At 69.3% G+C, this 20802-nt stretch carries 26 protein-coding genes; 21 read left to right on the forward strand and 5 right to left on the reverse strand.

Annotated features, from left to right (window positions below):
* From ACFWZH_RS37835 to ACFWZH_RS37860, 6 genes are all read left to right on the forward strand, one after another.
* Window positions 1–135, forward strand: a 135-nt coding sequence (locus tag ACFWZH_RS37835; protein ID WP_384442569.1) for a methionine adenosyltransferase domain-containing protein, incomplete at its 5' end; no start/stop codon positions are given.
* Window positions 132–1211 (forward strand): S-methyl-5-thioribose-1-phosphate isomerase, encoded by a 1080-nt coding sequence (gene mtnA, locus ACFWZH_RS37840; protein WP_384442503.1) that lies wholly within the window; start codon window positions 132–134, stop codon window positions 1209–1211. The genes ACFWZH_RS37835 and mtnA, both read left to right, overlap by 4 nt.
* Entirely contained in the window at window positions 1208–1855 is a 648-nt protein-coding gene (gene mtnB / locus ACFWZH_RS37845) for a methylthioribulose 1-phosphate dehydratase (RefSeq protein ID WP_384442506.1), read from the forward strand. Before mtnA ends, mtnB begins: the two co-directional genes overlap by 4 nt.
* Before the next feature lie 27 nt (window positions 1856–1882).
* Window positions 1883–2491, forward strand: a complete 609-nt coding sequence (locus ACFWZH_RS37850; protein ID WP_384442509.1) for an acireductone dioxygenase — start codon at window positions 1883–1885, stop codon at window positions 2489–2491.
* Window positions 2488–3222, forward strand: a complete 735-nt coding sequence (mtnC, locus tag ACFWZH_RS37855; RefSeq protein ID WP_384442512.1) for an acireductone synthase — start codon at window positions 2488–2490, stop codon at window positions 3220–3222. The genes ACFWZH_RS37850 and mtnC overlap by 4 nt, the downstream gene beginning before the upstream one ends.
* The gene (locus ACFWZH_RS37860; protein ID WP_384442515.1) at window positions 3219–4037 is read left to right on the forward strand and encodes an S-methyl-5'-thioadenosine phosphorylase; all 819 of its coding nucleotides are present in this window, start codon (window positions 3219–3221) and stop codon (window positions 4035–4037) included. Before mtnC ends, ACFWZH_RS37860 begins: the two co-directional genes overlap by 4 nt.
* A gap of 7 nt (window positions 4038–4044) precedes the next feature.
* On the opposite strand, the gene ACFWZH_RS37865 is transcribed toward ACFWZH_RS37860, so the two are convergent.
* Entirely contained in the window at window positions 4045–4938 is an 894-nt protein-coding gene (locus tag ACFWZH_RS37865) for a kinase (protein WP_384442517.1), read from the reverse strand.
* 506 nt (window positions 4939–5444) lie between these two features.
* Between ACFWZH_RS37865 and ACFWZH_RS37870 the strand changes: the two genes are divergently transcribed.
* From ACFWZH_RS37870 to ACFWZH_RS37930, 13 genes are all read left to right on the forward strand, one after another.
* The gene (locus ACFWZH_RS37870) at window positions 5445–5654 is read left to right on the forward strand and encodes a hypothetical protein (protein WP_384442520.1); all 210 of its coding nucleotides are present in this window, start codon (window positions 5445–5447) and stop codon (window positions 5652–5654) included.
* 13 nt (window positions 5655–5667) lie between these two features.
* Complete coding sequence (locus ACFWZH_RS37875) at window positions 5668–6672, forward strand: pyridoxal-phosphate dependent enzyme (RefSeq protein ID WP_384442523.1); 1005 nt, start codon at window positions 5668–5670, stop codon at window positions 6670–6672.
* A gap of 80 nt (window positions 6673–6752) precedes the next feature.
* On the forward strand, window positions 6753–7598 hold the full coding sequence (locus ACFWZH_RS37880) for a Rossmann-like domain-containing protein (protein ID WP_384442526.1): 846 nt from the start codon (window positions 6753–6755) through the stop codon (window positions 7596–7598).
* Window positions 7595–8905 carry an MFS transporter gene (locus tag ACFWZH_RS37885; protein ID WP_384442529.1) on the forward strand — a complete coding sequence of 437 codons (1311 nt, stop codon included), beginning with the start codon at window positions 7595–7597 and terminating at the stop codon, window positions 8903–8905. The genes ACFWZH_RS37880 and ACFWZH_RS37885 overlap by 4 nt, the downstream gene beginning before the upstream one ends.
* A gap of 56 nt (window positions 8906–8961) precedes the next feature.
* On the forward strand, window positions 8962–9981 hold the full coding sequence (locus ACFWZH_RS37890) for a FecCD family ABC transporter permease (RefSeq protein ID WP_384442572.1): 1020 nt from the start codon (window positions 8962–8964) through the stop codon (window positions 9979–9981).
* A 1-nt stretch (window position 9982) separates the two neighbouring features.
* Complete coding sequence (locus ACFWZH_RS37895) at window positions 9983–10756, forward strand: ABC transporter ATP-binding protein (protein ID WP_384442532.1); 774 nt, start codon at window positions 9983–9985, stop codon at window positions 10754–10756.
* Between the two features lie 27 nt (window positions 10757–10783).
* The gene (locus ACFWZH_RS37900; protein ID WP_384442536.1) at window positions 10784–11794 is read left to right on the forward strand and encodes an ABC transporter substrate-binding protein; all 1011 of its coding nucleotides are present in this window, start codon (window positions 10784–10786) and stop codon (window positions 11792–11794) included.
* Window positions 11795–11901: 107 nt separating this feature from the next.
* Window positions 11902–12465: a GNAT family N-acetyltransferase gene (locus ACFWZH_RS37905; protein WP_384442539.1), complete on the forward strand. Its 564-nt coding sequence runs from the start codon at window positions 11902–11904 to the stop codon at window positions 12463–12465.
* Between the two features lie 72 nt (window positions 12466–12537).
* Complete coding sequence (locus ACFWZH_RS37910; RefSeq protein ID WP_384442542.1) at window positions 12538–12993, forward strand: (2Fe-2S) ferredoxin domain-containing protein; 456 nt, start codon at window positions 12538–12540, stop codon at window positions 12991–12993.
* Window positions 12994–13225: 232 nt separating this feature from the next.
* Window positions 13226–14671, forward strand: coding sequence for a Y4yA family PLP-dependent enzyme (locus ACFWZH_RS37915; protein WP_384442544.1), 1446 nt, complete (start codon window positions 13226–13228; stop codon window positions 14669–14671).
* Window positions 14668–16005, forward strand: coding sequence for a pyridoxal-phosphate dependent enzyme (locus ACFWZH_RS37920; RefSeq protein WP_384442547.1), 1338 nt, complete (start codon window positions 14668–14670; stop codon window positions 16003–16005). The genes ACFWZH_RS37915 and ACFWZH_RS37920 overlap by 4 nt, the downstream gene beginning before the upstream one ends.
* A gap of 13 nt (window positions 16006–16018) precedes the next feature.
* The gene (locus tag ACFWZH_RS37925; protein WP_384442550.1) at window positions 16019–17227 is read left to right on the forward strand and encodes an aminotransferase class V-fold PLP-dependent enzyme; all 1209 of its coding nucleotides are present in this window, start codon (window positions 16019–16021) and stop codon (window positions 17225–17227) included.
* Between the two features lie 117 nt (window positions 17228–17344).
* Complete coding sequence (locus tag ACFWZH_RS37930; protein WP_384442553.1) at window positions 17345–18106, forward strand: class I SAM-dependent methyltransferase; 762 nt, start codon at window positions 17345–17347, stop codon at window positions 18104–18106.
* 103 nt (window positions 18107–18209) lie between these two features.
* On the opposite strand, the gene rpsR is transcribed toward ACFWZH_RS37930, so the two are convergent.
* The 4 genes from rpsR to rpmG all read right to left on the reverse strand — a co-directional run bounded on the left by rpsR (window position 18210) and on the right by rpmG (window position 20142).
* Complete coding sequence (gene rpsR, locus ACFWZH_RS37935; protein WP_384442575.1) at window positions 18210–18446, reverse strand: 30S ribosomal protein S18; 237 nt, start codon at window positions 18444–18446, stop codon at window positions 18210–18212.
* A 70-nt stretch (window positions 18447–18516) separates the two neighbouring features.
* Window positions 18517–19671: a CobW family GTP-binding protein gene (locus ACFWZH_RS37940; protein WP_384442556.1), complete on the reverse strand. Its 1155-nt coding sequence runs from the start codon at window positions 19669–19671 to the stop codon at window positions 18517–18519.
* Window positions 19671–19925 (reverse strand): type B 50S ribosomal protein L31, encoded by a 255-nt coding sequence (locus ACFWZH_RS37945; protein WP_384442559.1) that lies wholly within the window; start codon window positions 19923–19925, stop codon window positions 19671–19673. Before ACFWZH_RS37945 ends, ACFWZH_RS37940 begins: the two co-directional genes overlap by 1 nt.
* Before the next feature lie 52 nt (window positions 19926–19977).
* Entirely contained in the window at window positions 19978–20142 is a 165-nt protein-coding gene (gene rpmG / locus ACFWZH_RS37950; protein WP_009716346.1) for a 50S ribosomal protein L33, read from the reverse strand.
* 64 nt (window positions 20143–20206) lie between these two features.
* Here rpmG and rpmB point away from each other — a divergent pair, with 64 nt between their 5' ends.
* Window positions 20207–20443, forward strand: coding sequence for a 50S ribosomal protein L28 (gene rpmB / locus ACFWZH_RS37955; protein WP_384442563.1), 237 nt, complete (start codon window positions 20207–20209; stop codon window positions 20441–20443).
* Window positions 20443–20748 carry a 30S ribosomal protein S14 gene (rpsN, locus tag ACFWZH_RS37960; RefSeq protein ID WP_384442566.1) on the forward strand — a complete coding sequence of 102 codons (306 nt, stop codon included), beginning with the start codon at window positions 20443–20445 and terminating at the stop codon, window positions 20746–20748. The genes rpmB and rpsN overlap by 1 nt, the downstream gene beginning before the upstream one ends.
* Window positions 20749–20802 lie beyond the last annotated feature (54 nt).

Genomic DNA, 20802 nt, shown 5'->3' on the forward strand with positions numbered 1-20802 from the left:
ATCCGGGACCTCGACCTGCTGCGCCCGATCTACTCCCAGACCGCCGCCTACGGCCACTTCGGCCGTGAGCTGGAGGACTTCACCTGGGAGCGCACGGACCGCGTGGAGGCCCTGCAGAAGGCTGTGGGGATATGAAGGGGGGCCGGGAGCCTGTGACTTCGCCACGCCCGCGCGCGTCGCTCTCCTGGGATGACGGCACGATCGTTGTGGTTGATCAGCGGGCATTGCCGGGTGAGTACCGGATGCTGCGCTTGGAAACTGTGGACCAGGTGGTTGACGCGATCACCTCGCTCGCGGTGCGCGGAGCGCCCGCCATCGGCTTGGCCGGTGCCTTGGGCGTGGCGCTGTCCGCGTACCGCCACTGCTCGGACGGTATGACCGACGAGGCGGCGGTAAGGTCCGATGCCGCGCGCCTGTCCTCGGCCCGGCCCACGGCCGTCAACCTGGCGTGGGCTGTCCGGCGGGCCGTGGGGCGGCTTGCCGAGGGGCCCGAGGCCGTCCTCGCCGAGGCCATGACCATGCTGGACGAGGACGCCGTGGTCAACCGGACCGCCGCGGAACGCGCGGCCGACCTGGTGGAGGCGCAGTTCCCGGGCGAGCCGGTGCGCCTTCTCACCCACTGCAACACCGGTCGCCTGGCGACCGCCGCGGTCGGCACCGCGCTCGGCGCGATCATCGAGCTGAGCGAGCGGGGTCGGGTCACCGAGGTGCTCGTGGACGAGACCAGGCCGCTGCTCCAAGGCGCGCGGCTCACCGCATGGGAACTGGGGGAGGCCGGGGTGCCCTACCGCCTGTGCGTGGATTCCGCCGCGGCCGCGGCCATGGCCCAGGGGTTGGTGGACTGCGTGCTAGTGGGGGCCGACCGCATAGCCGCCAACGGGGACGTGGCCAACAAGATCGGCACGTACGGACTCGCGGTCGCCGCGGCACGGCACGGCATCCCCTTCGTGGTCGTCGCTCCCGAGTCCACCTGGGACCGCGAGCTTGCCGATGGCTCGGGGATCGTGGTCGAGGAGCGCGCGAGCACCGAAGTGACGGACTTCGCCGGCGTTGAGGTCGCGCCCGCCGGTGCCGCGGTCTTCAACCCCGCCTTCGACGTCACCCCGGCGGAGCTGATCACCGCGATCGCCTCGGAGGACCAGGTGTTCCGGCCCCAGGTCTCGCAGGGCACGAGTCCGGGTGCCGGCTCACTCGGCGAGGTGCCCGCATGACCGACGAGTGGGTCGACGCAGCCGTACGCCGACGCGCAGGAGGCCAACTCGCCGCGTTCTCCAGGGCCTTGTACGAGCGGGGCTGGATGCCCGGCACCGCGGGCAACCTCTCCGTGCGTCTGCCCGGCAGCGGAACCGCCCTGATCACCGCCAGCGGCCGGGACAAGGGGGACATGACCGAGGCGGACATGGTCGCCGTGTCCGCGGACACGGGCGAGGAACTGGCCCAGGAGCGGTTGCGGGCATCGGCCGAGACCACGATCCACTCCGCTGTCTACCGGACCACGCACGCAGACGCCGTCATCCACGTCCATTCCCCGTACGCCACCGCCGTCGCCTGCCGCGCCGGCGACCGAACGCGCGTCACCCCGTTGCGCATCGAGCGGTTCGAACTGCTCAAGGGCCTGGGCCTGGCCGATCCGGCGCGAACCGAGGTGCCGGTCTTCCCCAACTGGCCGGACGTGCCACGCATCGCCTCGGACGTCGCCGGCCATCTGGCCGCCACACCCGACGCACCACCCGGCCTCCTCATCACCGACCACGGCATCACCACCTGGGGCCGCGACCTCGCCCAGGCCCGCAACCGACTCGAATGCCTGGAATCGATCTGCCAACTGCTGCTCCTCACTGGATCCACCCGCTGACCACAGAAGGAAAGGAAGCCCGCTCTCATGACGCTGCTTCAGGTCATGCCGGAGGACGCACCCGAGAGCGTCCTGCTGCGCACCCACGACCACGGGCGCATCGCCGAAACCCTGCGCGACTGCTCGGTGTCCTTCAGCCGCTGGCCCCTGCGCGGCACCGTCGCGCCGGGCACCAGCCAGGAGGAGGTGCTGGCCCGCTACCGCACCGAAGTCGATGAACTGTGCGCGAGGCAGGGGCTGGGACTCGTCGACGTGGCCCAGCTCCACCCTGAGGAGGGCCCCGAAGGGGAGGAGCGGGCGGCCAAGGCGCGCTCCACCTTCCTGGAAGAGCACCGGCACGCCGAGGACGAGGTGCGATTCTTCGCCCACGGAACCGGGTGCTTCTACCTGCACCTCGACGGACGGGTACATGCGGTGGTGTGCGAGGCAGGTGACCTGCTGTCCGTACCGGCCGGCACACGCCACTGGTTCGACATGGGCCCGCGGCCGGAGTTCGCCGCGATCCGGTTCTTCGAGAAGGAGGACGGCTGGGTCGGCGACTTCACCGGCGACCCCATCGCCCAGCGCTTCCCCCGCCTGGATGCTCTCCTCGCGCCGCAAGCGGCCACCGACACGGCCACGGGAGGGACGACATGATCGAGGTGCCGGCCCGGGCGGTAGTCCTGGACATCGAGGGGACCACCGGCTCCGCCTCCCACGTGCACGACGTGCTCTTCCCCTACGCCAGGGAACGCTTCGCCGACTGGTTCTCGGGCCACCGCGGCGAACGTCGGTGGACGGAGCTGATGGAAGAGATCCGGACCCGCACCGGCGATCCCCGGCTCAACGAGTACGAGGCCGTAGCGGCGCTGGTCACCTGGTCCGACCAGGACGTCAAGGAACCGCCGTTGAAGAGGATCCAGGGGCTCATCTGGGCCGAGGGCTATGCCGGCGGCGCGCTGTCCGGGCACGTCTACGACGATGTGCCCCCGGCTCTCGCCCGATGGCAGGAGCGGGGTATCGATCGCTACATCTACTCCTCGGGGTCGGTGGCCGCGCAGCAGGACTGGTTCGCGCACAGCAGCCACGGCGACCTGAGCGGACTCCTGAACGGCTACTTCGACCTGTCCACCGCGGGAGGCAAGCGAGACCCGGAGTCGTACCGGGTGATGACCCGAGCCCTTGGCGTCCCCGCGGACGACACGCTCTTCCTCAGCGACGTGGGCGAGGAACTGGACGCGGCAGCCACAGCGGGCTGGCGGACCGTAGCCGTACGGCGCCCCGGAGACCCGCGCGGCCCGAAGGCGGCCGGACACCCGACGGTCCCTTCCCTGGACGACGTACGACTGCACCAACGAACAAGAAACGGAAAGGGAGTACGGGCATGAGCGTCAGCGACAACACCCCGAGGGCCGAGATCGGAGTGATCGGAGGAAGCGGCTTCTACGAACTGCTCACCGACGCGGAAGAGGTCCACGTCAGCACGCCGTACGGCCGGCCCTCCGATGCCCTCATGCTGGGCACGGTCGCGGGCCGCCGGGTGGCATTCCTGCCCCGGCACGGCCGAGGACACCGCCTCCCACCACACAAGATCAACTACCGGGCGAATCTCTGGGCCCTGCGCTCCCTGGGCGTGCGCCAGGTCCTGGCTCCCTGTGCGGTCGGCTCCCTCCGGCGCGAGCTGGGGCCGGGCACCATCGTGGTACCCGACCAGTTGGTGGACCGGACCAGCGGCCGGATACAGACCTTCTACGACGAGGGTGCGGTCCATCTCTCGTTCGCCGACCCCTACTGCGAGGACGGGCGCCAGGCGCTCCTGAAAGCAGCCGCGGCAACAGGGATCGAGGCCGTCGACGGCGGCACGATGGTCGTGGTGGAGGGGCCCCGGTTCTCCACCCGCGCCGAGTCGCAGTGGTTCGCCGCGGCCGGCTGGTCGCTGGTGAACATGACCGGGCATCCCGAGGCCGTCCTGGCCCGTGAACTCGCCCTCGGCTACGCCGCCGTGGCCCTGGTGACCGATCTCGACGCGGGCATCGACGCGGCGGAGAGCGTTGCCCAGGAGGACGTCTTCAAGGTGTTCGCCGAGAACACGGAGCGCCTGCGCCACCTTGTCCTTGAGGCCATCGGCCGGCTCCCCGAAACCGGCGGCTCCTCGGCCGCGCGGGCGCTCGACGGGCTGACTTTGCCCTTCGATCTGCCCTGAGCCCGGGTCACACGGGAACGGGGCGGCCGGACCCCGCGTACAGGGTGTTCGGGAAGCTGAGCGTGCGGTAGACGGCCACATTGCCCGCCAGCTCCGAGCACGCCTGCGCCGCCGCGGAGACGCGGTGGGTGTACGTGGGGTCCGTGGCGTCCAGTAGCACTCCCAGCGTGGTACCGCTGTGCCCGACGGCCACTCCCAGTCCGCCGACCTCGCGGCAGATCTCACGCATGGGCTCCAAGGAGCACTTGTGGCGAAGTGCCTGATTCATCAGAGCACTTCGGGTCGCGATCCTGCCCACCTCAGCCAGGTCCCGCCTGTGTACGGCGTCGGCGAGACCGTCCAGCAGGCGGGCGTATTCGTGTCGGTCCGCTGTGGTGAAGGGCTTGGGGATGCGGTTGAAGTCAACGGTGTCGACCGAGCCGCCTTCGTCGATCCCCACCACCCCCATGGTCGGCAGGGATCCGAGGACGGCACGCAGCCGCACCGTGCGGTGGTGAAAGGCGACGATCGCCGGGTAGAGCACCCCGTCGGTGGGTTCGATGCGCGCCAGCAGCCGCTCGATCCGGGAGGCCGGCATCTCGACATCCAGCGCCTGGCCCACCGCCCGCGCGGTGGCGACCAGGTCGGCGGAGGAGCTGGCCAGTCCCTTGCCCTCCGGGATCACGCTGTTGACGGTCAACAGCCCTCCCGTCGCCTGCGGTGCCTCCTCAAGGATCATGCAGGCCAGGCGGCGGGCCTTCGTCTTCTCGGGCGGCCGGACGATCAGTTCGCCGGAGTCGGGGTTCTGCCGGAAGGTGGCCATGGTCCACCGGGCGACCGGCAGCGTCACGAGGAAGTCCCCGTCCCTCTCCGGCAACACGCCCTGGAGCAGTTCACCGAAGGTCCCGAAGGCGGTACCCACTCCCGTTCCCGTCGGTACCTGTCGCGGCAGACGAGGTCGCGACCCGACCTCCTGGAACAGCTTCACGAAACTCCTCTCCATTTCTTCCGGGCCGTCGATTCACCCGCCGCAACAGGGCGAAGGGGGGGAGCCAGTTGGCGGCTTGCCCGGACGTGCGCTGCGGTTCGGTGGCGTCGCGCAGCGGGTCCGGATCGGTGGGCGCCAAGGGCTGGCGGAGCATCAGTCGAAAGTGATAATCATTTTTACCTGAGCTTGATGGCGGAGGGCAAGCCGGCGCCCCGGGTTTGCGGCATGTCGTCGAACGACCCCCTGGTCGGACCGGAGGCGGGATGCCGCCGCCGGCGGGTGGGCGGCTGGTCGACCTTGACAATCATTTTCATTTACGTGATGCTCTCGGCTCGTGTCGCCCGTCCCTGCCGAGCACGAGGAGGAAGCATGAGCGAGCAGAACCGCGGCCGGACTACGGCTGGTTCGGACATCTCCGCCCACGCGGAATCGACATCGCGGTGCGGTTCTTCGGCCAGATCATCCAGCGCGATCTGCTGACGGACGACGGCGAGATCTACCTGATCGTCTCCAACACCGCGGAAATGCGGGACATCATCCACCACGCCATCGAGTCCGGATTCACCCCAGAGGTCATCCACCGGCAGACCTGGGACACGGACAATGTCCAGACCTACCTGTTCAAGCTGCGTCGACGCAGAGCCGCTTGACGGGGAGACGGAAATGTACGAACACATAGCAGAAGCAGTCAAGAAGCCCGATCTCATCGCCCTGCAGCCGGACTTGGTCTGTCTCCGGTTCGAGACGATGAAGATCTATTCGGCTCTGGGGGCGGTCCGCCACCTCCTGGAGTCCGGTGCCGTCAAGCCTGGCGACACACTCATCGACAGCTCGAGCGGCATTTACGCGCAGGCATTGGCACTCGCCTGTCACCGGTACGGAATGAAGTGCCACATCGTGGGTTCCACGACCGTGGACCGGACCCTGCGCGTGCAGCTGGAGATACTCGGTGTCACGCTGGAGCAGGTCAGGCCGTCGAAGAACCTGCGCCTGGACCAGGAACTGCGGGTGCGGCGCATCGCGGAGATCCTTGAGGAGAACCCGTCGTACCACTGGATGCGGCAGTACCACGACAGCATCCACTACTACGGCTACCGCGACGTGGCCGAAGCGATCGACCAGCAGGCGCCTGCCGGACCGCTGACCCTGGTGGGCGGAGTGGGCTCGGGGGCTTCGACCGGCGCCATCGGTACGTATCTGCGCGAGGCGGGCCGGGAGGTGTCCCTGGTCGGCGTTCAGCCATTCGGTAGCGTCACCTTCGGCTCGGAGCACGTTTCGGACCCGGACATGATCATTGCCGGGATCGGCAGTGCCATCGAATTCGAGAACGTCCGGCACAAGCTGTACGACAGGATTCACTGGGTCAACTTCGACTGCGCGCTTTCCGGCGCTGTGGAACTCCTCCGGGCCAGCGGTATCTTCGCCGGTCTGTCGACCGGTGCGGCCTACCTCACCACCTTGTGGGAACGCCGAAGAGACAGTTCCCGCACGCACGTCTTCATCGCCGCCGACACAGGCCATCGCTATGTCGAAAGCGCCTATGCCAAGCACGCGGAAGCCCAGGACGTCGACACTCTGAAGCCGCACGAAATCACCGGCCTTGAAGAGCTGAGACACCCCTGGTCGACGACTTCGTGGACCGACCTCCGCGCTTCGCGCGAGAGCTGAGTACCGCGCCTCAGGGACCCCGCTTCCAGCGGACCGATTTCCCTCACCGCACCACCACCATCACGACGAGAGAACCTGAAATGTCACACGCCAAGCCGCAGACAGTTGCGGAACTGACCGACGCCATCCTCTCCGGCGCTTACGGCCCCGATCCGAAGGACCTGGCGGTCACGAGCGCGTTCTGGCTCTACCACACGACCCGGCTGGCCGGGAGCGAGGTCACCTACCACAACCACTACCTCGTGCTCCGGGTGGGACAGTCCTTCGGCGCCTGCTCCTTCGAGGCCGGTGAACTCGCCCCGGACTTCTGCGAGAACGCCTCCGGCTACACATTGGACACGCTGCTCCGCAACGAGTCGACGCCCGTCCGTATCGCCGCCCTCGACGCCTACCTCTCCCAGGTGCAGCCGCACCGGGAGGCAGCAGAGGCCGAGACCGTCACACTGCCCCTGGGAACGCCGGAGGTCCGCGCCCGCGCCCGGGACGCCTCCATCGCCGGTCTGCTCGACATCGAGCCGGGCGCCAAGGTGGCGCTCATCGGCGTGGTCAACCCACTGGTCGCCGCGATACGCGACCGGGGCGGCGTCTGCCTCCCCTGTGACCTGAACCTGCGCACCACCCAGTGGGGCGAGGAGGTCAGTGACGACATGACCGAGGTGCTCAAGGAAGCCGATGCGGTGGTGGTCACCGGCATGACCCTGAGCAACGGCACGTTCGACCTCATCCTCCAGCACTGCCGGGATCAGGGCGTGCCGCTGATCGTCTACGCGCAGACGGGAAGCGCCGTGGCCCGGGCGTTCCTGCCTGCCGGAGTGACCGCCCTGAACGCCGAGCCTTTCCCCTTCTCCCAGTTCAGCGCCGACCCGACGCCCATGTACCGCTACCGCGCCGACAAGCCCCTGCTCGCGAACGGAGCGGGGGAGTGAGCATCGACACCAAGGACTCCGCGACGGACCGCGGAGGTACGGAAGCCGAGGAACCGCTGCCGGGCGATCTGCGCATGGCCCGTGCCCTGTGGCCGGTCCTGCTGGCCTCGGCGGTCGGTCTGCTGCCGTTCACCATCTTCAGCACCTACCTGGTGCCGATCTCGGAGGAAGCCGGGTCCAGCGTTGCGGCGATGGGCGGGCTCCGCGGACTCGGCGGTCTGGCGGCCCTGTTGGTCGGCACCGCTCTCGCTCCCTTCATCGACCGGGTGCGCAAGGACTGGGCGGCCGTGGGCGGTCTGGTCGCTCTGGGTGCCTCGGCGGCCCTGGGCGCGAGTGGGGACTTCCTTCTGACCGCCGTGTTCTGCCTGTTGGTGGGGGCCAGCACCTCCGTGCTGAACCCGGCCCTCACCGCGGCGGCCGCCGACCGCTTCGGCACGGGCAAGGCGGCCGGCCGCGCGGCGACCCTGGTCACGGCGGTGCAGTCGATGACCGCCATGCTCGCGGCACCGGTCGTGGCCCTGCCCGCAATGTTCTGGGGCTGGGAGGGAGACCTCGTTGCCGTGACCGCGCTCTCCCTCCTCCTGGCCGTGGTCTTCTTCGCACGGGGCAGGCGGAAGGAGGCCGACGCCACCGGGAACGAGCAGCGCCTGAGCTACCTTGCGTCGTTCAAGGCCCTGGGAGCCGTTCGCGGGGCCGTGCCGCTGCTCCTCATCTCCCTGCTCCGCACGGCGGTGTTCATGGGCTACCTCGCCTACCTGGCGGCCTACTACGACGACCGCTTCCAGCTGGACCCCGGCCTGTTCGCGTTCGTCTGGACGCTGAGCGGTGCGTCGTACTTCGTGAGCAACCTCCTCACCGGGAGGATCACGAACTCCGACCATCCCCGTGTCAGCACCGAACGCATGATGGCCATCGGCCTGGTCGCGGCCCTGGCGTCGGTCGTGGGCTTCTACTTCACCCACTGGCTGCCGCTCGCCCTCGCACTGACCTCGCTCCACGCTGCCAGCCACGCGATCGTGGCCGCGTGCGCCGTCAGCCTCCTCGTCCGTCGCTGCGGCTCGCTGCGCGGTTCGGCCCTGAGCCTCAACGCCGCAGGCCAGAGCCTCGGAGTCTTCGTCGGTGCCGCGCTGGGCGGCGCCGGGCTCGGCCTTGCCGGCTACCCCGGCGTCGCCGCCGTCTTCGGCGCCTTGGTCGTCGCCGCGCTGGGGGCCGCGTTCCTGGTGCTTCGCGCGCGCTCGGGCTCGGGTGAGCCGGAGCCCGAGGCGAACGACGAACCGGCCTCCGCGGGGCGGGATCAGTCGAAGTGACGCCTTCCGAACCCGCCGTGGGGGTGAAGGATCATCTCGCCTCCCGCAAGGGCCTGGTGATCACCTGCGCGGCACTGCTGGCCGTCCTCCTCGTCTCCGTCGTCGTCGCCATCGGCCTGGGGTCCGCCGTCATCACACCCGGTGAAACCGCCCGCTACCTGTGGGCGGCTCTCAGCGGTGGGCGCATCACAGCCGACGACGTCACGACGTACCAGATCATCTGGCAGATCCGGACGCCGCGGGTGCTGCTCGCGGCCCTGGTCGGGGCCGGGCTGAGCGCGATCGGCGTGGCCATCCAGGCCATGGTCCGCAACGCGCTCGCCGACCCCTTCGTCCTGGGCGTCTCCTCGGGGGCCTCCGTCGGCGCCGTCGGCGTCACGGTCACCGGGGGACTGGCGGCGCTGGGTATCTACGCGGTGTCCGCCGGCGCCTTCCTCGGTGCCCTGATCGCGTCGCTCCTGGTCTACGTCGCCTCCTCCAGCCGCGGTGCGCTGTCACCGCTGCGCCTCGTCCTGACGGGTGTGGCGATGTCACTCGGCTTCCAGGCGATCATGAGCGTGATCATCTACTTCGCGCCGGACAGCGAAGCGACCAGCATGGTCCTGTACTGGACGATGGGCAGCTTCGGTGCCGCGACCTGGGGCGCGCTGCCCGTCGTCGCCGTGTCCGTGCTGCTCGGGCTGGTCGTGCTGTACCGGTACGGGCGGGCACTGGATCTCCTGGCCCTCGGGGACGAGACCGCCGCGAGCCTGGGCATCAACCCGGACCGGCACCGCAAGAGCCTGCTGGTGCTGGTCTCGCTCGTCACCGGCGTGATGGTCGCCGTCAGCGGTGCCATCGCCTTCGTCGGACTGGTCATGCCCCATCTCGTCCGGATGGTCGTCGGCGCCACCCACGCCCGGGTGCTCGCCGTGGCGCCTCTTGTCGGTGCGATCTTCATGGTGTGGGTCGACCTGGCATCCCGGACGCTGGCGGCCCCGCGCGAGCTGCCCCTCGGCGTCATCACCGCACTCATCGGCGTACCGGTCTTCATCGTCCTGATGCGCCGCAAGGGCTACATGTTCGGAGGCCGCTGAGATGGACCTGAGGCTTGACGAACTCTCCGTGGTGACAGACGGCAAGAGCCTGGTACGCGACCTGTCCCTGGAGGTGGCGAGCGGCCAGGTCGTGGGCCTCGTCGGCCCGAACGGAAGCGGGAAGTCCACCGCTCTTCGGTGCGTGTACCGCGCGCTGCGCCCAAGTGCCGGCACCGTCTGGGTGGACGAGGACGACCTCTCCCGGATGGCGATGCGCCGCAGCGCGCAAGTCATCGCGGCCATGACCCAGGACGGCGCCGTCGAGCTCGACTTCACGGTCGAGGAGGTCATCGCGCTCGGACGCGCGCCTCATCTGCGGGGAAATCAGGCACTCGGCCGCCGGGAGCGGGATCTGTGCGAGCGGGCGATGGACCAGCTCGACATCCGCCACCTCGCCCGCCGCGGAGTCCTCACCCTGTCGGGAGGGGAACGCCAACGCGTGTTGCTGGCCCGCGCCCTCGTCCAGGAGCCGCAGATCCTGGTGCTGGACGAGCCGACCAACCACCTCGACGTGCGCCATCAGGTCGAGTTGCTCTCGCTCCTGCGCGGCTCGGGACTCACCGTCCTCGTCGTGCTGCACGACCTCAACCTCGCCGCAGCCGCCTGTGACCGGCTCGGCGTGCTCTCCCAAGGCCGCCTGGTGACTGCGGGTACGCCCGAGGAGGTCCTCACCACGGAACTGGTCGGCGAGGTCTTCGGCGTCAAGGCCAGCATCGTCTCGCACCCGCTGACGGGCGACCCCCAACTGTTGTATTCGCTCAACTCATCCCTGTGAAATCCCTGTGAAAGGCAGCATCACGTCATGCGCATCACCCGATCTCCCCGTTCGGTGCGGCAACGCGCCGCTCTCGGAACCGCGCTCGCCGCCACGCTGCTGCTCAGCGGCTGCGGCGCCGACGTCGAATCGGACGCCGAGGCATCCGCCAAGGTCACCGTCAAGAGGTGCGGTGAACCGGTCGAGTACACGACCCCGAAGCGGGCCGTGGCCTACGAAGGCGGCAGCGCGGACAAGCTGTTCAGCCTCGGCCTCACCAAGCATGTGTACGGCTACGTCATGCCGCCGGCGAACCCGCCCGTGAGCGAGTCCCCGTGGGCTTCCGAGTACGCCAAGGTGAAGATGCTCAGCGACGACCTCCTCAACAAGGAACTCGTCGTGGAAGCCAAGTCCGACTTCGTGGTCGCGGGCTGGAACTCCGGCTTCAAGGACGAGCGGGGCATCACCCCGAAGATCCTGGACAAGCTCGGCATCCAGAGCTTCATGCACACGGAAAGCTGCTTCAACTACCCCAAGTACCCCGAGAAGGTCACCCCGTTCGAGGCGCTCTACACCGACCTGGAGCGGCTGGGCAAGATCTTCAAGGTCGAGGACAAGGCGGACAAGGTCGTCGGCGGGCTGAAGAAGCGCGTAGAAGCGGTCAAGGCCAAGGCGCCGAAGGGCAACCGGGTGCCCGTCTTCCTCTACGACTCGGGCACCGACCAGCCCTTCACCGCGGGCAACCAGGTCCCGCCCAACGACATCATCAAGACCGCCGGCGGAAAGAACATCTTCGACGGCCTCGACCAGCGGTGGACCCAGGTGAACTGGGAGGCCGTCACCAAGGCCGAGCCCGAGGTCGTCATCATCTTCGACTACGGCGACCAGCCCGCGAAGAAGAAGATCGACTTCCTGAAGAAGTCCCCTCACACCAAGGAGCTGCCCGCAGTCAAGAAGAACAACTTCTTCATCCTCGACTACAACGAGGGCATCAGCGGGCCGCGCAACATCGACGGACTGGAGAAGTTCGGGAAGTACCTGCGCGAACTCAAGAGCTGAGCCAGCCGCATCCGGTCCAGGGCCGTGTCCGTTCCGACACGGCCCTGGCACGTTCGCTGTAGGCACGCAGTGGGGAAATCCTGTGGCGGGCTGGCAGGCTGTGCACCATGAGCGCCACCATGGCCGACCACGATGCGCCCGAGTTCCGGCAGATCACCCGGCCCCCGGAAATGCCCCCCGAACGCAGGCACGAGCTGATCGAGTGCTGGGCGGCCGTGACCAACGCCGGCGGTGCCGTCGTGCCGCTCGGATTCCCCCTCCCCCCTGTCGGCGTCGAGCAGGTCGCGCCGGCTGCCGACCGACTCATCGCCGGGCTCGATCCGCGGCGCAGCCGACTGCTGCTCGCCACCGTCGGGTACGACCTCGCGGGGTGGCTGCTCGTACGCCGTGACCTGCATCCCCTGATCGCGCACTGGGGCGAGGTCAACCACCTCCAGACACATCCACGCTTCCGCGGCCAGGGCATCGGGACCGCGCTGATGCGCCGCGTCCGCGAACTGGCGCGGGACGAGATGGGCCTGGAGCAGCTCCGCCTCGCGGCCCGGGCGGGCACGGGGCTGGAGGGCTTCTACCGTCGGCTGGGGTGGCGGGAGGTCGGCCGCTGGCCGGGTGCCCTGCGGGTGGCGCCCGGGGACGACCGCGACGACATCCTGATGGTTCTCGCCCTCTGAACCGGCCGCCGGCCTGGCGCATTCGCGCCCCCCGGTCTGGCCGACCTCGCATCCGCGCCCCAGACTTCGGCCATGGACGACGAGCAGGCCGGCGCCGCTGCCCTTGCCCGCACCCGGATCGGCGCCGCCCGTGAGCAGCCCTGCACACTCGTCGTGTGCCGCGGCTGCTGCTGCGGCGACTCGCGCAAGCATCCCGGCATCGACCACGACGGGCAGGTTGCCCGGCTCCGCGCGGCGGCGGATGAGTCGGGTGGCCGGCTCGCGGTCCGTACGAGCACATGCCTCGGGCCGTGCGGGCAGGCCAACATCGTCGTCGTCCAGCCCTCCGGTGCAGGCCGTCGCCGTGGCGGCCGGCCGACCTGGATCGCCTGGGTACGGAGCGACGACAGCACCGACGACATCGCCACCTGGGCGGCGGCCGGCGGACCCGGCTTGACCGATCCTCCACCTGCCCTGGAGTCGCACGTCGTGCCGTCCCCAGCTGAGGCGCGGGCGCCTACCCGCACCCGCAGAGGTGGACGGCGGTGACACGGACCACATCGAGCAGCTGCGACTGCGCGTACGGGACAACACCGATGTCACCCTGGAGAGTTGACCGCAATTCACCGTCAGGCCCTGGTGACGACAGAAGGGGTGCGTAAAGGCATTCGATCGGGGGAAGTGGTTACCGTCGTACAGCGCAGATGTCGTACAGCACAGAGCGGGCATGCCCATCTGAGGGGGTCTCTTGGCGGCTGTGCCTTTGTGTCTGGAGCCGCGTTTGGAGCCGCGCCTGGCGTCCTTGCTGGGGTCGGAGGATCTCCTCCACACGCTCGTCGACGCGCTGGGGTCGCCGCTGAACGTGGTGGTGCCCGACCAGATCGCCGAGAACGCCGAGCGGTTCCGCGCCACCTATCGTGAGCACCATCTCACCGGCCAGGTGTTCTTCGCCCACAAGGCGAACCGTTCCAGCGCGCTGGTGCGGCGGCTCGCGGCCACGGACGCCGCGGTGGACGTCGCCTCACTGGGTGAGCTGCAGCACACCCTCAGTGCCGGCTTCACACCCGACCGCATCATGGCGACCGGGCCCAAGACCCCGGAGTTCCTCTGGCTCGCCGCCCGCACCGGCGTCACCGTCAACGTCGACTCCCGCACAGAGCTGGATGACCTCGCCGCGCTGGTCCGCGGCCACCGGATGCCCCGTAGGCAGGTCCTGCTGCGGCTGTCGGCGTTCGAGGCGGCGACCGGCGTCACGGTGCTGACCCGGCCCAGCCGATTCGGTGCTTCGGCACGGGAGTTGGACGCCCTGCTGGAAGCCGTCGAGCGGCATGGTGACGCCGTTGAGCTGACCGGAATCGGCTACCACCTGGACACCACCAGCCTCGACGAGAAGGCGGTGGCCCTCGAAGGCTGCATCCGGGCCCTGGACGCCTGTCGCAGCAGGGGCCTGCGACCGCGTGTCGTGGACATCGGGGGTGGATTCGGCGTCAACTACCTGGCCGACGGCGGGCAGTGGGAGCGCTACACCACCGAGCTCACCCGCGCTGTGCTGGGCGGACGCCCGCCCTTGACCTGGCGCGGACACGGTTACGGGCTGCGCAACGAGGCGGGCACGCTGCGCGGATCGCTCGGCCTGTACCCGGCGCACCGGCCGATCGCCGCCGAGGGCTACCTGGACGAACTGCTCTCCCGACCTGCCCCGTCGTTGGGCGGCCGCTCGCTGGCCACACTGCTCCTGGAGAACCTCTACGACCTGTACACGGAGCCGGGGCGGGCGCTCGTGGACCAGTGCGGGTTGGTGCTGGCGAGGGTGCTGGAGGTACGCCGTACCGACGCCGGGGACCACATGGTGCGCCTCGGGATGAAGGCGGACGATGTCAGCCTGGAGGAACACGGAGTGCTGATGGATCCCGTCGTCATCGCACGCGAGGGAGCCAGCGCCGCGGCCGATGGCGAATCGGCGGGGGTGGGGGTCTATCTGGCCGGCAGCCTGTGTCTGGAGGCCGACCTGATCACCCGCAGGATGGTCTTTCTGCCCCGCCTGCCCCGTCCCGGTGACCTGCTGGCCTTCGCCAACACCGCCGGCTACTGCATGGATTTCCGGAGCAGCCGCGCGCAGCAGCAGCCCGTCGCGCGCCAGGTTGCCGTCTGGCAGGAGGCGGGTTCCTGGCGCTGGTGTCTCGACGAGGAGTACTGGCCGCTGAGATGTCCGGGGGGACAGCCATGAGGTACGACAGCATCACCGAGGCCATCGGAAACACCCCGCTGGTGCGCATCGATCCGGCCGTCCACGGTCTGCACCACATCGACCTGTACGCCAAGCTGGAGATGCTCAACCCCTTCGGTTCGGTCAAGGACCGCGCCGCGTGGAACATGACCCGGCCTGGTCTGTCGACCGCAGTGGAACACGGCAGCCAGGTGGTGGAGCTGTCCAGCGGCAACACGGCGAAGGCCCTGGCCGTGATTGCGGGAATGCACGGCCTGCCGTTCAAGAGCGTGACGAACCGGATGCGGGTACCGGAGATCAAGGATCTGCTTCTGCTGCTGGGCGCAGAGATCGAGGAGCTGCCCGGACAGAGCGAATGCCTCGACCCGACCCACACCGACGACCCGCTGACCCTCTTCCACCAGGTGCTGTCCGAGCCAGGCAGTACCTATCTGCACACCGACCAGTACTTCAACGCCCGCAACACCGAGGCACACGCCCTGGGCACCGGGCCGGAGATCGTCAAGGACCTGGGCGGCCGGGCTCCGGACTGGTTCATCGCCTGCGTGGGGACCGCCGGCTCCTCCACCGGAGTGGCCAAGGTGCTCCGCGAGCACGACCCCGAGGTGAAGGTGGTGGGACTGGTCGCGGACAAGTCCGACTTCATCCCGGGGATCCGCACCATCGACGAGGTCCACGAGGTCGGACTCTTCGACCCGGCCACCTACGACTCGGTGGCGCCGGTGACCGCTGACGAGGCCATCGACGGCATGCTGACCCTGGCCCGCCGCTGCGGCATCCTGGCCGGGCCGACCGGAGGCGCCGCCTACTTCGGGACCGTGCGCCACCTGCGCGAAGCCGACGCCGCGCTGACGGGCCGTAAGGCGGGGGAGGGCCGCAAGTCCGCGGTCTTCATCGTCTGCGACCGCATCGAGAGTTACGTCGGCTATATCAAGCAGCGCCGTCCCGATCTCTTCCACCAGCCGCCCCGCAAGAACTCGACGGCCGACCTGTCCGCCGACGAGATCGCCGCGGCCACCTCCGTCGACGTCGCGCAGGCGCGGAAGTGGATCGCGCAGGAGCAGCCACTGGTGATCGACCTGCGCAGCCCGTTCGCGTACGCCGCGCTGCACATCGAGGGGGCGGTCAACCTCGTCGACGAGCTGTTCGGCGAGCTGCTGCGGGGCGGTATGCCGTTCAGCGGGCAGCGACCGGTGCTGCTGGTGTGTCCGGTCGGTGAGCAGTCCGCCCGGTACGCCGCGCTGTTGACCCGCATGGGGCATCCCGATGTCCGCAGCCTCGCCGGCGGCGTCATCGCCTGGCGCGACGCGGGCGCCCCCCTGGTCAGGGACTGACGGGCGGGACGTGATGACGGCTCTCGACCACGCCACAGGCTTCCCCGAGGATCTGCGCGGGTGGCAGCGCTCGCTCCGTGCCCAGTTCCCGATCATCACCGGCAGTCCGGAGCTGGCCTACCTGGACAGCGCGGCGACCGCCCAGAAGCCGCAGGCCGTACTCGATGCCGTACAGACCTACCTGACCACCACCAACGCCAACGCCGGCCGCGGCACCTACCCGTGGGCGAATGCCACGACCGCACTGGTGGAACGCACCCGCGACCGGATCAAGGACTTCTTCGGCGACCCCGATCCGGGACACTCCAGCGTCCACTTCACCAGTGGGACCACCGCCGGACTGCGCGCCCTCGCCCTCGACTGGCTGCCCGCGGTCCTCTCCGACGGGGACGAGATCGTGGTCCCGTTCGCCGACCACCAGGCGAACCTGTCACCGTGGCTCGAAGCGCAGCAGCTGCTGGCCCGGCAGGGCGTGCGGATCCAGGTGCGGGAAATGCCGTACCAGGCCTCGTCCGGCGACTACGACCCGGCGGCGCTGGCCGAGTTGACCGGCCCCAGGACCGCTTTCGTCGCGGCCACCCATGTGCATCACGTCTACGGCGGAAACATGAACGTCCACCGCATCCGGCAGGCCGTGGGCCCGGACGTGCCGATCTGCCTCGACGCCGCCCAGAGCATCGGCCACCTCCCGGTGTCGGTGGCTGACCTCGACGTCGACTTCGTGGTCTTCTCCGGGCACAAGGCGCTGGCCCTGCCCGGCTCCGGGGCCGTGTGGGCCCGTCAGACCCGTGGCCCGGAATTCGCCCCCGGTGGTTGGGCCGGCACCCCTGACACCACCGGAATCGTGAGCTTGGCGGCGGCGCTCGACTGGCTGGACGCCGCGGGCACAAGCCGCATCGAACAATGGACGGTCGCCCTCGCGGCCCGGCTGTCCGACGGACTGCGGCACCTGGACGCCTACGAGATCCTCGGCTGCCAACGCAGCGTGGCCGCCGATGTGCCGGTGCCGCACCGCTGCGGCATCGTGACCTTCCGGCACCGCGGTATCGGAGCGAGCGACCTCGGCTTCATCCTCTTCAGCCATGGCTTCATGGTGCGCACCGACGGACACTGCCAGGGCGGTGCCGGCGAGCAGACCAGCTCGGTGCGGGTCAGCCTGCATGTCTACAACACCCCTGAGGAAATCGACCGGTTGCTGGCCGTCCTCGCCACCCTGGTGTGACCACCCTGGGGGTGAATCGGGCAGCCAAAGAGCTAATGGAAACCATTTCCGCTTGTAGCCTGTTTCCCACTTCCCGGCGGGTGCGGCCGGTACGAGAGGAACAGGTGGCGCGACCAGATGGGGCTGAGCATGGGGACGGCCGAACTGTGGGTGGAGCGATGGGAGCGCCAGCAACAGCGCTATGCCATCGACCGTGAGGAGCGGTTCACGGTGATCGCCGATGTCGTCGAGCGCGTGACGGAGGACCAGGACCGACCGCTGATCGTGGACCTCGGCTGCGGGCCGGGCTCCCTTGCCGCCCGGCTCGCCGGACGGCTGCCCCAAGCGGAGGTCGTGGCGGTCGACATGGATCCCCTGCTGCTTGAACTGGCGCGTACCCACCACGCCTCCGCCGCCCGCTACGTCGACACGGTGATCGGCGAGGACGGCTGGACCGAGGCCCTGGCACTGGACCGCCCGCTCGATGCCGCCGTCTCCACCACCGCACTCCACTATCTCCCCGAGCGCACCCTGCGGCGGACCTACGCACAGCTCGCCGCCCTCCTCCGCCCCGGAGGCACCCTGATCAACGCCGACCACCTCCCGCAGAACGACAGCGCGCCCGCCGCACTCGCCGAGCACGTCGGACACCGCCGGGCCGTACGTCAGCAGGTGTTCGCCCACGAGGACTGGGAGTCGTGGTGGACGGCCGTGGCGGACGAGCCGGAGCTTGCCGAATGCCTCGCCGAACGCCGACGCCGCGGGCTGATGTACGGCAAGGGCTCCGACAACGTCCTGACCGTGTCCGATCACACTGAGCTGCTGTACCGGGCAGGGTTTGAACACGTCGCTCCGGTCTGGCAGTTCGGCGACAGTTGTGTCCTGGTCGCGGTGCGGTAGGCCGCACGGGATTGCCCCGGGTGTGGTCCGTGTCAGCGCACCCGGCGGTCCACCAAGCTATCCGCACCCTGCCCGGCTCAGGGGCTGTGTCGCAGCCTCTGAACTACGCGGAGGCGTACGGCAGGAGGGCCATCTCCCGGGCGTTCTTGATGGCGCGGGCCAACTGGCGCTGCTGCTGGGCGGTGACCCGGGTGACCCGGCGGCTGCGGATCTTGCCGCGGTCAGAGATGAACTTCCGCAGCAGGTCGGTGTCCTTGTAGTCGATGTAGGTGATGCCCGCCGCGTCCAGCGGGTTGGGGCGGGACTTGACGGGCTTGCGGGGATCGGGGCGGCGCGCCATGAGAATCCTTGTCACGGTCGGTTGGTCGGTTGGTCGGTTGGTTGGGGGAGGAGCTGCGATCGGTCGGGGTTCAGGAGACGGGGTCGAGGAGCGCGTCGAAGGAGGCCGGAAGGTGCTTCCAGGCCTCGCGCCCGCCGGCGCACTCGGCGTCGGTCAGCAGGCAGGAGTCGAGCAGCCGCGCCAGGCCTTCGCAGTCGAGGCCGGGTGCGGTGAAGACCAGATGCTGGCAGCAGTCGCCGTGATCGGGGTCCCAGTCGAGAGCGGCGGCCGCTCGGCGCATCGCGGGGACCATGTCCCAGGCCGCGTCCGGGAGGGAGGCGAGCCATGGGCCGGCGTTCTCCACGCACAAGGCGCCGCCCGCCGCATCCCAGGACAGCAGGGTGTCGGGGCGGTCGGCGAGCCAGAAGCGGCCCCGGCTACGGGCCGCTGCACACGCCAGGTCTTCGAGTGCCTGGTAGAGCCGTTCCGGGTGGAAGGGGCGCCGGCGGTGCCACACGAGGGTGGCGACTCCTGACTCCTCCGCTTCCTGCGGCAACAGCGCGCAGGCCGGGTGCTGGGCAGCGGCGGCCGCCTCGACGTCGAATCCGGCGAACGCGACCTCGGCGAGCTGTCGGGAATCCACGGGCACGTGACGAGCCGTCGGATGCAGCTGGGTGAGGAGTGCACGGTCCCCGTCGTCCGCCTCCTCTCCCTCGACGAGCACGAGCACGGGCGCGTACTCCAGCTGGCGCGCCCAGGTGTCCCCGATGGTCCGCTGATCGGTTGCGGCCGCTGCGAGGCCCGCCTCCGCCAGGTCGTCTCCATTGGAGAGATACGGGAGCACCAGCGCGGGGTCGACCGCGGTCACCACATTCGAGAGAGCCAGCGTCTCGCCCCCGTGTGCCGCAATGACCTCGGCCATCGCCTTGGGTTCGACGGAGTCCCAGAGTTCGACCACCGCCAGCCGGTGCGCACCGCTGTCTGCCAGCCGCTGAAGTTCGGGGACGAGGTCCTCGCGCAGCGCGCAGCACGCACAGTCGTTGACGAGTGGTGCTTCGCCGGAGGACAGCTCGCCCGATGCGTCCCGCACCGTGCGACGAACGGTTCCGGCCGTCGCCGTGGACAGGTCGTGGTGCAGCGCGACGCTGCCGCGCACGGTGTGCAGCAGCCGCCGTACGACCTCCTCGCGGGCGTCGGAGTGCAGCCCGCCGACGATGACGACGGGCAGCCTGCGATCCTCCTCCATCACCGTGCTCCGCGACGGGCGTAACGCCGCTCGAAGCGCTCGACCCGGCCGGCGGTGTCGAGGACACGAGCCGTGCCCGTGTAGAAGGGGTGGCTCCGCGACGAGATCTCCACGTCGATGACGGGGTAGGTCTTGCCGTCCTCCCACTCGACGGTCTTGTCGCTGGTCGCCGTCGACCTGGTGAGGAAGGCGAAGTCGGCTGCCTTGTCGCGGAAGACGACGGGCCTGTAGGCGGGGTGGATCCCGGGCTTCATAGCGGTGTTCCTGTCTGTGAGATCGGGGGTGCCGGGGAGTTCGGCTGGTGCGTCAGCGTTCTTCTCGGAAGTCGACGTGTCGGCCGACCACCGGGTCGTACTTGCGCAGGACCATGCGGTCGGGATCGTTCCGGCGGTTCTTGCGGGTGACGTAGGTGTAGCCGGTGCCCGCCGTGGAGCGGAGCTTGATGATCGGGCGTAGCTCGTTGCGTGCCATGGGCGCTACTATATGGGAATGGTTTCCATTTCAGATAACGTCTCCGGTGAGAGGTAGCCAACACATGTCCGCCCACTGCCAGCTGACCGGCGCCAAGCCGGGCTTCGGCAAGACGATCTCCCACTCGCACCGTCGGACGTCCCGTCGGTTCGACCCGAACATCCAGCGCAAGCGCTACTGGCTGGAGAGCGAGGGGCGTCACGTCCGGCTCACCCTGAGCGCCAAAGCAATCAAGACGATCGATGCCATCGGCATCGAGGCCGCGGTGGCACGTATCCGCACACGAGGAGTGAAGGTCTGATGGCCAAGCAGAGCAAGATCGCGAAGAACGAGCAGCGAAAGGGGATCGTCGAGCGGTACGCCGCCCGGCGGGCCGAGCTGAAGGAGATCATCCGACGGCCTTCGTCGACCGAGGACGAAAGGGCCGCCGCCCAGGCCGAGTTGCGACGCCAGCCGCGCGACGCCAGTGCGACCCGGGTGCGGAACCGGGACAGCGTGGACGGTCGGCCCCGCGGGCATCTGCGGAAGTTCGGGATGTCCCGTGTGCGCATGCGGGAGCAGGCGCACGCCGGATTCCTCCCTGGGGTCACCAAGTCGTCCTGGTGATGTCCGGCGACCGCCTGGTCGATGGCGCCGCGGCCCTGGGCAACGGCCCAGAGC

Source organism: Streptomyces sp. NPDC059008 (genome assembly GCF_042749045.1).
In the GTDB taxonomy this organism is placed as follows: domain Bacteria; phylum Actinomycetota; class Actinomycetes; order Streptomycetales; family Streptomycetaceae; genus Streptomyces.